Here is a 13,148-nt window from a genome sequence, read left to right on the forward strand (position 1 = left end):
GAGCGCCCCGCCCAGTTCGCACAGGAGGAAGAATGTCGGAAGTCCTGGTCGTCATCGGTGTCGGTGGGATGGGGGAGGCGATCGCCCGTCGGCTCGGAGCCGGGCGGACGGTGGTGCTGGCCGACTTCGACGTCCCCGCGCTCGACCGCGTGGCCGAGGCGCTCCGCGGCGACGGGTTCGCCGTCCACACCGAGCAGGTCGACGTCTCCTCCCGGGAGTCCGTGCAGGCGCTCGCCCGGGCGGCGGCGGCACGCGGGCCGGTCACCCAGGTCGCGCACACCGCCGGGCTCTCTCCCGTGCAGGCACCCCTCGAGGCCGTGATCGCCGTGGACCTGGTGGGCGTCGCGCTGGTGCTCGACGAGTTCGCCGAGGTGATCGCTCCGGGCGGGGCGGGAGTGGTGATCGCCAGCATGGCCGGCACGCAGGCCTCCGACTCCCTCCCCGCGGAGGTCGAGCACGACCTGGCCACCACGCCCACCGATGAGCTCCGCGCGCTGCCCGCCATCGCCGGCCTCGACCATGCCGGCCACGCCTATGCGATCGCGAAGCGCGCCGCGCAGCTGCGGGTCCGGACCGCGAGCCTGGCATGGGGCCGGCGCAGTGCGCGCATCACGTCCCTCAGCCCCGGCGTCATCTCCACCCCGATGGGGCAGGCGGAGCTTGCCGGGGACAGCGGCGCCTCGATGCGCGCGGCCGTCGAGGCCTCCGGGACCGGACGCCTCGGCACCTCGGCGGACATCGCGGCCGCCGCCGCGTTCCTCCTCGGACCCGAGGCCACCTTCATCACGGGCACCGATCTGCTCGTCGACGGCGGCGTGATCGCCGCGGTGCGAGCGGGAGCGGCCACGCTCGGCGGGTGATCCGCCGCGGCGGATCCCGGAGCGTCAGCCGCCGATGCGACCGCCGCCGGTCTGCTGATCGGTGTCCCGCATCAGCCTCGCCTGCTCGGCGGCGGTGAGCTCCTCATCGCGCACCAGCGGCAGCTCCCCGGTGCGGGTGAGGTGCCCGCCGTGGCTCTCGGAGCCGGGCACCGAGGTGACCGTGGTCAGCAGGAACACGGAGTCGTCGAGGGCGTGTACGGCGTGGCGCTGGTGGGTGAGGGCCTCGATCTGACCGGTCTCGACCACCACCGCCTCCTCACCCGTGATCCGCACGCTGCCGCGGATCATCTGGATCGAGGCGGCAGGCGGGGAGTTGTGCTCGGCCAGCTGCTCGCCCTTCTTCAGGGCGATCACGGTCTGGCGCAGCGGGCCGTCGTTGATGAGCAGCTCCGCGTGGCGGCCGTGCTCCGCCGTGCGGGCCAGATCGATGGCCTTGGTGATCGCGTCGGACAGGGCAGCCATGGGAACCTCCAGGTGAGCGTCGCCGGTCCCTGCCCAGTATCCGTCAGTTCCCCGGATCCGTCAGGCCGTTCGCGAGTCCGCGCGCCCGATCCAGCATCTCCCGCTCGCCGACGCCCAGGGCGCGCGCCGCCGCGGCCACGTCCCGGAACTCCGGTTCGCGGCGCGCCACGGACCCGTCAGCCCCCCGCGCGACCTTCACCGCGATGCGCTGCCCCTGCACCTCGATCGCCGTGAACTCGCGGGAGCGGATCTCCCGCTCCACGCGGTGCCGCCGCACTCCGAGGGTCCCGGTGCGGTCCATGAGCAGCGCCGCGACGCGGGCCTCGTCCCCCTCCCGGACCAGGGCGTGGACGGTCACGGCGGGGCGGCCGTGCTTCATGACGATCGGGGTCAGCCAGGCATCCAGGGCGCCGTCCTCCAGCAGCTCCTCGAGCACGCCGGGCCAGAGCCGGGGGTCGAGGTCGTCGACGTTGGCCTCGAGCTGGAGGGCGGCGGCGGGGGTGTCGTGGACGTCGGCGGCCCGGGGGCGGCCGACGAGCACGCGGACCACATTGGGCCGGCCCGGCGTGTCCTTGGTGCCGGCGCCCACGCCGAGGGCCTCCGTGACCAGCTCCGGCTGCGGACCGGCGGTCCCGGCGAGGGCGCGCAGCAGGGCGACGCCGGTGGGGGTGGCGAGCTCGCCGATCCCGGGGGCGACGCCCGCGGGCACCTGGCGGCCGCCGTGCTCGTGGGGGCCTCCCTGGGCATGGGCGGGGAGCGGCGTGTGGGCGGGGGAATGGTCGTGCGCGTGGCTGTGGCTGTGGCCGTGCCCCTGCGTGTGGTCGTGCCCGTGCCCGTGGGCCTGCCCGTGCGCGTGCCCGCGGGCGGGGAGGATCTCGCCGGCGACGGTGGGCCAGCCCAGCGTCAGGCGCGCGACGGCCGGGACCGGCACGGGGATGTCCCCGTGGGCGGCGCGGATGCGCCCGCTGCCGACCGCGAGCACGCTGCCCACCGCCTCGGTGATGCCCAGCTGGCGCCAGGCCTCGCAGGCGCCGATGACATCGGCCAGGGAGTCCAGCGCGCCGACCTCGTGGAAGTGGACCTCGTCGGCCGGGACTCCGTGGGTGGCGCCTTCGGCATCGGCGAGACGGCCGAAGGTCGCCAGGGCGAGGTCGAGGGTGCGGCCGGGGACGTCACCACGGCCGCGGGCCTCCTCGAGCATCGCCCGGATCGAGGCCCAGGTGCGGTGCGGCGGATCCTCGACCAGCACCTCGACGTCGATCTTGGTGGCGCGCTGGCCGCCGCGGTCCACCGCCGAGCGCACGAAGCGCACCGAGTCCGGGACCAGGGCGTCGAGCACCCGCTGGACGCCGTCGAGATCGGCGCCGGCATCGACCAGCGCGGCCAGCAGCATGTCCCCGGCGATCCCGGCGGTCGCATCGAGATAGGCCAGGCGGGCGGGGGTGGATTCCATGGGCACGATGCTAGTCGGGCCGGAGACGAGGCTTCGTCACCAGACCGGGTCCCCTGCTCCCTCAGAAGAAGTGGCCGAACAGCCCGCTCAGTGCGGCGATCACGACCGGGATGCCCAGGTAGAGCGCGCCGATCCAGAATCCCACCCGGCCGGGACTCCGGTGCGGCGCCCGCACCCCGAGCACGATCGCGAGGAGTACGAGCGCCAGGCAGGTCGTCTCCGTGAAGCTCGCGAGGGAGGTGCTGTGCGCCTCGATCGCACCGAGGACGCCGCCGCGGGTCTGGATCGAGGGGATGAGGATGCCGACGACGGCGCAGGGAAGGGCGATCCAGGAGGGGATGCGCGTGGTGCGGGAGGGGCGCTCCCGAGGGCGGGGCTCGGCCGCTGACTGGGCGGTCATGGGGCCTCCTCGTCCACGATCGGGGTGAAGTCCACGGTAACCGGGTCGTTCACAGGTGTCCATGGAGCGACGGCGCCCGGAGCGATCGGGCATGATGCCCCGGTGACCTCCCCGCCCCTCGCCCGTTTCGACGACCTGACCGCCGGCACCGCCGTGCAGTTCAGCCGCGTCGACCGGGTGATCCGGGCGGACCACCTCGAGGACGTGGTGCCCGCGCTGGCGGAGGTCGAGCAGGCGGTCGCGGACGGCTCCTGGGCGGCGGGGATGATCGCCTACGAGGCCGCCGCGGGACTGAACCCGGACGCCCGGACGCACCCGCCCGTGCCCGGCCTGCCGCTGGTGTGGTTCGCGCTCGCCGCGGCGCCCGATGCCGAGGTGCCGCCGCCGACCACGGGGGACGGATTCACCTGCGGGCCCTGGGAGGTGGAGGCGGATCGCGCCCGTCATGCACAGCAGGTCGCCGCGGTGCGCTCCGCGATCGCCGAGGGCGACACCTACCAGTGCAACCTCACCACGCGCCTGCGCGCTCCCTTCACGGGCGACGCCTACGGGCTCTACGGCGAGCTCGCCCAGCGCCAGCGGGGCGCCCACCACGCCTATCTCGACCTGGGACGCTTCGCCGTGGCGAGCGCGAGCCCCGAGGCCTTCCTCGCCCGGGACGGCGACGAGATCACCACCGCGCCCATGAAGGGCACGGCCCCGCGGGGCGAGAGCCCTGCGCAGGATCGGGCCGCCCGCGCGGCGCTGCTGGCCAGCTCCAAGGACCGCGCCGAGAACATCATGATCGTGGACCTGCTGCGCAACGATCTCTCCCACGTCTGCGAGCCCGGGACCGTGCAGGTCACGGACCTGCTGCGCTGCGAGCAGTATCCGACGCTGTGGCAGCTGACCTCGAGGATCCGCGGACGCGCAGCCCCGGGGACCGGCCTGGTGGAGATGCTGCGGGCTCTGTTCCCCTGCGGCTCCATCACCGGCGCCCCGAAGCTGTCCACCATGGACCTCATCGCCCGCCTCGAGGACTCCCCGCGCGGCGTGTACTGCGGCGCGATCGGCTACCTCGAGCCCGGCCCCGCCCCGCGCGCCCGCTTCAGCGTCGCGATCCGCACCGCGGTGGTGGACCGCGCGGAGGGCGCCGCCGAGTACGGCGCCGGCGGCGGCGTCACCTGGGACTCCACCGCCGCCGGCGAGTACGACGAGCTGCTGGTCAAGGCCCGCGTGCTGCCCGTCGGCTCCCGGGAGGCCTTCGCCCTGCTGGAGACCGTCGCCGTCCGCGGCGGCGCGCCCCAGCACCTCGAGCAGCACCTCGAGCGGATGCTCGGCTCCGCTGCGCACTTCGGGATCCCCGTGCGGCGCGAACAGCTCGAGCAGGAGGTCGCCGCGGTCCTGCCTCGCCTCACCGGACCCTCGCTGCTGCGCCTGCGACTGCGGCGCGACGGGACCGTCACCGCCGAGCCGCGGGACCTGCTGCCCACCCCCGAGCCCGCCCGCCTCGCACTCGATGACCGGCGCACAACGCTGCCCCTCGGCCTCACCGCGCACAAGACCACCGTGCGCGACCACCTCGCCGCCGCGCGGGCCCGCCACCCCGGGGCGGATGACACGGTGATCATCGGCGAGCACGGACGCGTCGTCGAGACCACCATCGCGACCCTGGCCGTGCGGCGGGACGGCCGCTGGGTCACGCCGCCGCTGGCCGATGGGGCCCTGCCCGGCGTGGGCCGCCGTCTCGCCCTCGAGCGCGGCGACCTGGTCGAGCAGGAGGTCGAGATCGACCAGCTCCGCCGAGCGGAGCAGATCGCGGTGATCAGCTCCGCCCGCGGCTGGCGGACCGCCGTGCTGCTGCCCTGAGCAGGGCTGTGTGCGATCTGTGCACATCCTGCGCGGAACCAGGGCGCCGCATGGCGGTGTGACCCGCGTCGCCCTAAGGTGGGTGGCATGAGGAGTTCAGGAACCCACCAGGACCGGTCCGCGAGCCGGGTCCGTGACCTCGCCCTGCTGACCGGCGGGGCGCTGCTGCTCCTGGTCGTCGGCATCGGCGGCGTCACCGAGGTGCTGACGGGCACCGGCGCCGTGCTGGCGGCCGATCTGGTGATGCCGTGCGCGGTGGAGGGCGTGCCGGTCAGCTGTCCCGGATAGGTCGAGCACCGCGGCGTCCATTCTCTCGGTGCCCGGACCTGGGTAGAGTTCATCGGAGTCCACCACACGTCTCTTCCCGAGCTTGATCCCTCACAGCAGCGGTCGAGCACCTGGGACCCGACTCCGCCCGATGACCGGCGGCAGCCGCGTTCGATGGACCGCGGAACGGACGACCATGCCCGACGCAGCGGTGGGAACGGCCCTGTCCAGCCAGCTGTCCCGTCGCCGGATCAATCTGATCTTCGGCACGGTGATGCTGGCGATGCTGATCTCCTCCCTGGATCAGACGATCGTCTCCACGGCGCTGCCGACGATCGTGGCCGACGTCGGCGGCGCGGACCATCTCTCCTGGGTGGTCTCCGCCTACCTGCTCACCCAGACCGTGACCGTGATCCTGGCCGGGAAGTTCGGTGACCTCTTCGGACGCAAGCTGATCCTGCAGCTCAGCGCGGGCGTCTTCGTCGGCGCCTCGGCGGCCTGCGGTCTGTCCGAGGACATGCTGTGGCTGATCGTCTGGCGCGCCGTCCAGGGCATCGGCGCCGGGGGCATCACCGTCACCGCGACCGCGCTGATCGCCGACGTCGTCCCCCTGCGCGATCGCGGCAGGTACCAGGGTGCTCTGGGCGCCGTCTTCGGCGTCTCCACGGTGATCGGCCCGCTGCTGGGCGGGCTGTTCACCGATCATCTGTCCTGGCGGTGGGCGTTCTACATCAACCTGCCGCTCGGCATCCTGGTGATCGCGGTCGCCGCCGCGACCATCCCGAGGATCAGCAGGACCGAGCGTCCCCCGATCGACTACCTGGGCATCGTGTTCATCGCGCTCGGCGCCTCGGCGCTGACGCTCGCCGTGAGCTGGGGCGGGACGCAGTACCCGTGGGCGTCGCCGACGATCATCGGGCTGTTCGTGGGCGCGGCGGTCGCTCTGACGATCTTCCTCGTGGTCGAATCCCGCGCCCCCGCCCCCATCCTCCCGCTGCGGCTCTTCCGCTTCCAGGTCTTCAGCATCTGCGTGGTGCTGTCCTTCGTGGTGGGCTTCGCGATGCTCGGCTCGATGACCTTCCTGCCCACGTACATGCAGTACGTCAAGGGCATCTCCGCGACCGGCTCCGGTCTGCACACGCTGCCGATGGTGGCAGGCATGCTGACCACCTCGATCCTGGCCGGAACGATCGTGGGCAGAACCGGCCGGTACCGGATCTTCCCAGTGCTCGGCTCCCTGACCATGGCGTTCGGGCTGTTCCTGCTGTCGCGGATGGACGCGGGGACCTCGACCCTGATGATGTCGGCGTCGCTGCTGGTGCTGGGACTCGGCATCGGCCTGTCGATGCAGGTGCTGACGCTGATCGTGCAGAACACCAGCGATTACTCGGACCTGGGGGTCGCCACCTCCGGCGTGACCTTCTTCCGGACGCTCGGCGGATCGTTCGGGACCTCGCTGATGGGAACGGTGTACGCGAGCTCGCTGCGGGACGAGCTGCCGCAGGCGGTGACCCAGGCCGGTCTCGATCCGCGCCAGATCGATCCCAACAGCGTCTCCCCGAGCGTCCTGGATCAGCTCACCGATGCGCAGCGGGCGCCGATCGTGGACGCCTACGCCGATGCACTGCAGACCGTCTTCCTCGCAGTGGTGCCGGTGGCGCTGCTGGCCTTCGTGCTGTCCCTGTTCCTCAAGGAGGTGCCGCTGCGCGACTCCCACCGGGCGGCCGCGACCGATGTGGGCGACGGGTTCGCGATGGCCGGTCACGAGGACGACCAGCGCGCCCTGCAACGGGCGGTCGCCCACCACCTGCGGGTTCAGCCCCCGGAGACCTTCGCGGAGATCCGCCGGGCCTCACGGACGGCGATGGACGGGGCCTCAGCCTGGTGCGTCCGGCAGGTCAGCATCCGCCAGAGGATCGGCGCGGACACGGGCCTGGCCGCGATCGCCGCGCGGGTCCGGATCCCCTCCGCGGTGCTGGCCCCTGCCTTCGCCCAGGCGGTGGGCGCGGGGTACCTCCGCGGGGACGCCTCCGGCTATCAGCTCACTTCCGCCGGCCAGGCCGAGCTGGACCTGGTGGAGACCGCCTTCCGGGAGTGGATCGGCTCCGAGCTGTCCGACTGGGGCGAAGGCGACGAGGAGCTGGATCAGGCGCTCGATCAGCTCGCCCGGCGTCTGGTCGAGGACGAGGAGCTCCCCGTCCCGGAGTCGGCGGCGCGCTGACGCGCCGTGCACTCAGCGGGTGACGTCCACCTGCCCCACCCAGGAGATCGGGGAGACCCGGCCCTCCTCGAGCTGGTACTGGCAGCCGACGATCCCCAGCTCGCCGCGGGCGACGGCGTCGCTGATGACGCGGGAGCGCCGCATGAGCGCGTTGATCGTCGCATCGAGGTGTCGCCGTCCGACGGCGTCGACGTCGATGTGCTCGGCATCGACGTAGGGGCTGACCTGCTGGGTCGCGAACCACTCCTGCTGGACCGCCGGCTGGATCTGGCGCAGCTCCGCCTTGATCGCCGGGGTGACCTCCCCGGGGGTGGCGGTGGTCTGGTCGATCGCGGCCTTCACCGCGCCGCAGGAGCCGTGGGCGAGCACAACGATCACGGCGACGCCCAGTTCGGCGACGGCGTACTCCATGGTCGCGGTGGTGTTGTCGTTGGCGATCTGCCCGATGTTGCGCACCACGAAGAGGTCGCCCAGACCGCAGTCGAAGAGGATCTCCGCCGCGACCCGGGAGTCCGAGCAGCCCAGGAAGGCCGCATTCGGGGCCTGGCTGCCGCGGAGCTCGCTGCGGCGGGCGGCGTTCTGCTGGGGGTGCAGCAGCTGCCCGGCCATGAAACGCTCATTGCCCTGCGCGAGGTCGTCCCAGGCCTGCTGGACGGTGACACGGGGAGAGGGCATGGTGAGCTCCTTGAGGTCGTTCTGCGGGATGCCGGCTCAGAATACTCCTGCGCGACGACGGGCCCGGCGCTCGCGTACCGTGGGACGACCGAGTGCCGCCGGCCGTGCGCCGCCCCTCGGATTGCCCCGCACTCCCCGAGGAGACCTCGTGCCCGTCACCCTGCGCCGGCGCCGCTGGGCGTTGTACGCCCTGTTCCTGCTGCCCGGTCTGAGCATGTCCGCCTGGGTGACCCGCACCCCGGCCGTGCGCGACCTGCTGGACGCCTCGATCGCCCAGATGGGGCTGGTGCTCTTCGGGCTGTCGATCGGCTCGATGGCCGGGATCCTCAGCTCCGGACCGCTCGTCATGCGCTGGGGCACCCGGCCCGTCGTGCTGGCCGGCTCCCTGCTGATCGTGCTGGCCATGCCCACCATCGCCATCGGCGCCGCCCTGGGGATGCCCATGCTGACCGCCGCCGGCCTCGCCCTGTTCGGCGGCGGCATGGGCGGCGGCGAGGTGGCGATGAACGTCGAGGGCGCCGATGTCGAGGCGCAGGGAGGCCGGCCCTTCCTCCCCGCCCTGCACGGCTGTTTCAGCCTCGGCACCGTGATCGGCGCGGGACTGGGGATCCTCGCCAATGCCACGGGCTTCTCCGTGGTCGCCCACCTGGTGCTGACCGGGGTGATCGGCGCGGGCCTGCTGGCCTGGGCGATGCCGGCCATCGCGGCGGGGACCGGACGGATCTCCGCGACGGAGCGCGCCCGGCAGGCGTCCACTCCGCGGCCCGCGATCTGGAAGGACACCCGGCTGGTGCTCATCGGCGGCATCGTCCTGGCCATGGCGCTCGCCGAGGGCACCGCGAACGACTGGCTGCCGCTGGTGATGGTCGACGGGCACGGCTTCGGCGCCACGATGGGATCGGCGGTGTTCGCGATCTTCGCCGCCTCGATGACCGTGGGCCGCTTCGCGGGCGGGCCGATCGTGGCCCGCGTGGGCCGCTCCCGGGTGCTCCTGGCCAGTGCTCTCTTCGCTGCGACCGGCCTGGCGCTGATCGCCTACGTCGACCACCAGGGCGTGGCCGTGGGCGCCGTGGTGCTGTGGGGCCTGGGCGCCTCGCTCGGCTTCCCGCTCGCCCTCTCCGCCGCCGGCGACTCCGGGGAGAACCCCGCCGCCCGCGTGGCGCTCGCCTCCACCATCGGGTACCTCGCCTTCCTCGTGGGCCCGCCCACCCTGGGACTGCTCGGGGAGCAGATCGGGCTGCGTGGCGCGCTCGTGGTGCCGTTGGCCGTGGTCCTGCTGGCCGCCCTGCTCGCCCCCGCGACGGCGTCCCGGCCGCCGGCCCCGGAGCGGGCCGGGGAGGACGAGGACGACGAGGAGCTCGCGCCGAGCCGCTGAGCGGTAGCGTGGGGCGATGCGCCTGAGAGCCGTCGCCGTCGTGGTCGAGGACGATCACTTGCTCGTCATCCGTCGCCAGAAGAACGGCCGCGAGTACACGGTGCTGCCGGGCGGTGGCGTGGAGGAGGGCGAGAGCGTGCCCGAGGCCTGGCTGCGTGAGCTCGCCGAGGAGACCGGGCTGGCGGGCGTGCTCGCTGAGATGCTGCCGGTGCCGGTCGAGTCCGACGCCCCGGCGCTGTACGCGCGGGTCCGCACGTCCTTCGCGACGCCCGTGCTGGGTGGGCCCGAGCTCGATCGCGGCGATGCGGTGAACCTCTACGAGCCCGCGTGGGTGCCGCTGTCGCAGGTGGAGTGCATCGGACTGGTGCCGGAGGGGGCGCTGACGGCGGTGCGCCGCGTCATGAGCACGTCCCTCGTCCCGTCGCCGACGGCGGCCGACGGGCTCGTGTCGGGACAGGAGCACGGGGTGACGCTTCGCGCGGCGGGCCCCGAGGACGCCGCGGCGCTGTGGCCCCTCGCCTCCGCGCTCGCCACCTCGTACGAGCCGACGCGGGAGGGCTTCGGTGCGGCGCTGGACCGGATTCTCGAGGACCCCGATGCGCGCGTGATCGTCGCGGCCGATGGGGATCACCTCCTCGGGTACGTCCATGTGCTCGTCCACCCGGCCTTCCACGCCGACGGCGCGATCGGCTGGGTCGAGGAGCTGATGGTGGACGGGAGCCGACGGGGCGAGGGGATCGGGCACGCCCTCATGGACGCCGCCGAACAGTGGGCGCGCCGTCATGGGGACGTCGCCTACCTCGCCGTCGCGACCCGGCGGGCCGAGGCCTTCTACACGGCGATCGAGTACGAGCGCTCGGCGACCTACCTCAAGAAGGCCTTCCGCTGAGGGTCAGGCGAACAGCTCCAGCAGGCGGTGACAGCGCGGAGGATCCTCGGTGAGTCCGCGCTCGAGCCCCCACAGCAGGTAGGACATCGAGCGCACCAGCACCCAGTCCCGCGCCCTCGATCGGGGCACGCCGGCCGCGGCCACGAACGCCTCGACGGCGCGGTGCACGTCGCGATCCTCGGGCATCTCGTCCAGTCGGGACCACAGGGCCCGGCCGATGTCGTACTCGATGTCGCCGCACAGCAGCACGGGATCGACCACCGTCCAGCGGTGGCGCTCCCCGGTGAGGACCTGCTCGTAGTGCAGGTCGCCGTCGACCGAGGAGCTCCCGGGGTCGCAGTCCGCGCGACGGCGGGCGGCGGCCGTCGCGGCGGTCAGGAGCACCTCGGGAACCGGCTCGTGCAGCGCCTGCCATCGCCGCTCGAAGTGCGCCGCCTCCTCGGCGGCGATCTCGCTCGTGCTGAGCACGTCCTCCGGAGCGGGCACGGCCAGCTCCCGCGCGAGGCGCCCGAGGGTGGCGGCGGCCTCCGGGAGGGGCGTCGTGGCCAGCGAGCGAGAAGGGTCGAGCCGTTCGAGCAGCATCGACCCTTCCGCTGGATCCGCCGCGAGCAGCTTCACGACGCCGCGGCCGTCCCAGTGGGCGAGGGCGGCGACCTCACCGGCGATGTCGTCCCCGGGCGGCGAGAGCCGGAGCACGGCCGGACGCGAGCCCTGGAGCACGGGGACGACCAGGGCGTTCGACCCGTGCCGGCATGGCCCGTCGACCACCAGCCCCCATCGTGCGCAGTGCGCGGAGACCAGGCCGGGAAGGCGGTCCAGCCACTCCCTGCCCGCGACGTCGTGCCACCAGCGCGGCATGGCGCGGAATGACGGAGGCACCGTGATCGCGGCGCCGTCCCGGCCGTGCCGCGTGGCGGGCTCAGGCACCGGAGATGTTGACCTGCCAGACGATCCCGAAGCGGTCCGTGATGGAGCCGTACACGTCGCCCCACATCTGCTTCTCCAGCGGCATGACGATGGTTCCGCCCTCGGAGAGCTTCTCGAAGGCGCTGCGCAGCACGGACTCGTCATCGCCCATCAGCGAGAGGGTCACGTTGTTCCCCTGTACGTGGCCTTCGGGGGACATGCCCTCGATGACATCGGCGGTGTAGAGGCGGATGAGGTCGGTGACCTCGAGGGAGCCGTGCATGACCTTGTCCGCCTCGGGATGATCGGCGGGCACGGCGCCGGCCTCCCCGAAGGTCACGAACTGGGGAGCGGTCCCGAGGGCCTGGCCGTAGAACTCGAAGGCCTCGCGCGAGGTCCCGGGGAAGTTGAGGTAGGGGTGCAGGGCGGCGGGCATGATGTCCTCCTCGACGGCGGCGCCCGCTCGGTGCGAGCGCTCACGACGAGCGTAGGGGCACGGACCGACACGGGGAAGACCGGGTGCGGCACAGGTAGCGTGGAGCCATGATGGACCGTGCTCACAACGTGGTCGAGCTGATCCCCTACAACGACGAGTGGCCCGCGCGGTTCGCGGCCATCGCCGCCCAGCTGAGCGCGGCCATCCCGGATGCGGTCATCGAGCACGTCGGCTCCACCAGCGTCCCGGGGCTCTCCTCGAAGGACACCATCGACATCGCTGTGGGTGTCGAGGACATGTCGGCGGTTCTCGAGCCGCGGGTCCTCGAGCAGCTGCGGGACCTCGGCTTCATCTATGCCCCGGCGTCTTTCGCCGACGACCCGGAGCACGCCTTCTTCGCGCGGATCGTCGACGATCACCGGACGCATCACCTCCACGTCGTGCTGCGAGGATCGGCGACCTGGGACGAATACCTGCTGTTCCGCGATTTCCTTCATGCGGTGCCCGAGGCGAGGGAGCGCTACGAGGAAGCGAAGCAGGCGCTGGCTCGGCAGCACGCTCAACACCGCTCCGAATACGTGGACCGCAAGCTCGCGGTCGTCGACGGCCTTCTGGAGCAGGCGCGGGTGTGGTCCCACTCGAGAACGTCCGCCGCGGCCGCATCTGGCGCTCCCTCACCATGGCAGGACGCCTCCCTTGCCGCGTTGCGGAGGAACCTCCCGGAGGCGGAGGTCGAACCGTACGGTTCCGTGCTGGTACCAGCGTCCATGGATAGCTGGAGCGACCTCGATGTGTCTGTCCGGGCCGGCGAGACGTTCCATCTCGAGACGGCGCTCGGCTCGCGGATCTGGGCCTATCAGGCCGTGCAGGACGAGCGTCAGCAGGTGGTGCGCACCGTGCTCGAGGACGGTCGGCGCATCGACCTCGGGGTCACCGGCGCCGAGGTGCTGCTGCCGGAGCCGCCCGAGGACAATGCGGTCCGCTTCGACGCTGCTCTCGCGGCAGTGAGGTTCGGACGCGGAAGCGACCTGATCGGTCTCCATCTGGTGCTGGGGATCTTCCGCGAGTCGCTCGTCCACCGGATGCTCGCCGCGGACCGATCTGCCTCCACAACCCACCATCGCACGGCGACCGACGAGGATCGGCGAGCAGCCGATGGACTGTCCCTGCTGAGCTCGCCGCTCGCCCCTGCGACCGCTCGAGCGGTGTACGACCACTACGGCGCGGTGCGTGCCGAGGTCGATCCGACGTTCCTCCCCTCTCCCGGAGGCCTGGAGGCGGTGATCGCCCGAGGGAGGGCGTGCCGCGGCTGAGCGATCGGCGCCGGCGCGAGCA

Annotated in this window: 13 protein-coding genes; 7 read left to right on the plus strand and 6 right to left on the minus strand. The window is 72.7% G+C overall.

The window, feature by feature from the left end; translation table 11 throughout:
• Window positions 1–32: 32 nt before the first annotated feature.
• Complete coding sequence (locus CXH06_RS04250) at window positions 33–860, plus strand: SDR family oxidoreductase (protein ID WP_114853913.1); 828 nt, start codon at window positions 33–35, stop codon at window positions 858–860.
• A 24-nt stretch (window positions 861–884) separates the two neighbouring features.
• Here CXH06_RS04250 and CXH06_RS04255 read toward each other — a convergent pair whose 3' ends face one another.
• The 3 genes from CXH06_RS04255 to CXH06_RS04265 all read right to left on the minus strand — a co-directional run bounded on the left by CXH06_RS04255 (window position 885) and on the right by CXH06_RS04265 (window position 3,196).
• Complete coding sequence (locus CXH06_RS04255) at window positions 885–1,343, minus strand: hypothetical protein (protein WP_114853914.1); 459 nt, start codon at window positions 1,341–1,343, stop codon at window positions 885–887.
• Window positions 1,344–1,386: 43 nt separating this feature from the next.
• Window positions 1,387–2,796, minus strand: coding sequence for a LarC family nickel insertion protein (locus CXH06_RS04260; protein ID WP_114853915.1), 1,410 nt, complete (start codon window positions 2,794–2,796; stop codon window positions 1,387–1,389).
• Between the two features lie 61 nt (window positions 2,797–2,857).
• Entirely contained in the window at window positions 2,858–3,196 is a 339-nt protein-coding gene (locus CXH06_RS04265) for a hypothetical protein (RefSeq protein ID WP_114853916.1), read from the minus strand.
• A gap of 102 nt (window positions 3,197–3,298) precedes the next feature.
• Here CXH06_RS04265 and pabB point away from each other — a divergent pair, with 102 nt between their 5' ends.
• The 3 genes from pabB (at window position 3,299) to CXH06_RS04280 (ending at window position 7,532) form a co-directional block, all read left to right on the plus strand.
• Window positions 3,299–5,044 carry an aminodeoxychorismate synthase component I gene (gene pabB, locus CXH06_RS04270; RefSeq protein ID WP_114853917.1) on the plus strand — a complete coding sequence of 582 codons (1,746 nt, stop codon included), beginning with the start codon at window positions 3,299–3,301 and terminating at the stop codon, window positions 5,042–5,044.
• A gap of 87 nt (window positions 5,045–5,131) precedes the next feature.
• Window positions 5,132–5,332 (plus strand): hypothetical protein, encoded by a 201-nt coding sequence (locus CXH06_RS04275; RefSeq protein WP_114853918.1) that lies wholly within the window; start codon window positions 5,132–5,134, stop codon window positions 5,330–5,332.
• Between the two features lie 175 nt (window positions 5,333–5,507).
• Entirely contained in the window at window positions 5,508–7,532 is a 2,025-nt protein-coding gene (locus tag CXH06_RS04280) for an MDR family MFS transporter (RefSeq protein ID WP_114853919.1), read from the plus strand.
• Window positions 7,533–7,544: 12 nt separating this feature from the next.
• Here the strand turns inward: CXH06_RS04280 and CXH06_RS04285 are convergent, their stop codons facing one another.
• A complete protein-coding gene (locus CXH06_RS04285) occupies window positions 7,545–8,207 on the minus strand; it encodes a carbonic anhydrase (RefSeq protein WP_114853920.1) in 663 nt (220 codons plus the stop codon).
• Between the two features lie 148 nt (window positions 8,208–8,355).
• On the opposite strand from CXH06_RS04285, the gene CXH06_RS04290 reads away from it, so the two are divergent.
• Together CXH06_RS04290 and CXH06_RS04295 are read left to right on the plus strand one after the other, a co-directional pair.
• Window positions 8,356–9,582 (plus strand): MFS transporter, encoded by a 1,227-nt coding sequence (locus CXH06_RS04290; protein WP_114853921.1) that lies wholly within the window; start codon window positions 8,356–8,358, stop codon window positions 9,580–9,582.
• A gap of 16 nt (window positions 9,583–9,598) precedes the next feature.
• On the plus strand, window positions 9,599–10,471 hold the full coding sequence (locus tag CXH06_RS04295) for a bifunctional NUDIX hydrolase family protein/GNAT family N-acetyltransferase (protein ID WP_114853922.1): 873 nt from the start codon (window positions 9,599–9,601) through the stop codon (window positions 10,469–10,471).
• A 3-nt stretch (window positions 10,472–10,474) separates the two neighbouring features.
• Here the strand turns inward: CXH06_RS04295 and CXH06_RS04300 are convergent, their stop codons facing one another.
• Together CXH06_RS04300 and CXH06_RS04305 are read right to left on the minus strand one after the other, a co-directional pair.
• The gene (locus tag CXH06_RS04300; RefSeq protein ID WP_232820195.1) at window positions 10,475–11,398 is read right to left on the minus strand and encodes an aminoglycoside phosphotransferase family protein; all 924 of its coding nucleotides are present in this window, start codon (window positions 11,396–11,398) and stop codon (window positions 10,475–10,477) included.
• A complete protein-coding gene (locus tag CXH06_RS04305) occupies window positions 11,391–11,813 on the minus strand; it encodes a VOC family protein (protein ID WP_114853924.1) in 423 nt (140 codons plus the stop codon). Before CXH06_RS04305 ends, CXH06_RS04300 begins: the two co-directional genes overlap by 8 nt.
• A 107-nt stretch (window positions 11,814–11,920) precedes the next feature.
• Between CXH06_RS04305 and CXH06_RS04310 the strand changes: the two genes are divergently transcribed.
• Complete coding sequence (locus CXH06_RS04310) at window positions 11,921–13,126, plus strand: GrpB family protein (protein ID WP_114853925.1); 1,206 nt, start codon at window positions 11,921–11,923, stop codon at window positions 13,124–13,126.
• Window positions 13,127–13,148 lie beyond the last annotated feature (22 nt).

Source organism: Brachybacterium sp. YJGR34 (genome assembly GCF_003347015.1).
Classification (GTDB): domain Bacteria; phylum Actinomycetota; class Actinomycetes; order Actinomycetales; family Dermabacteraceae; genus Brachybacterium.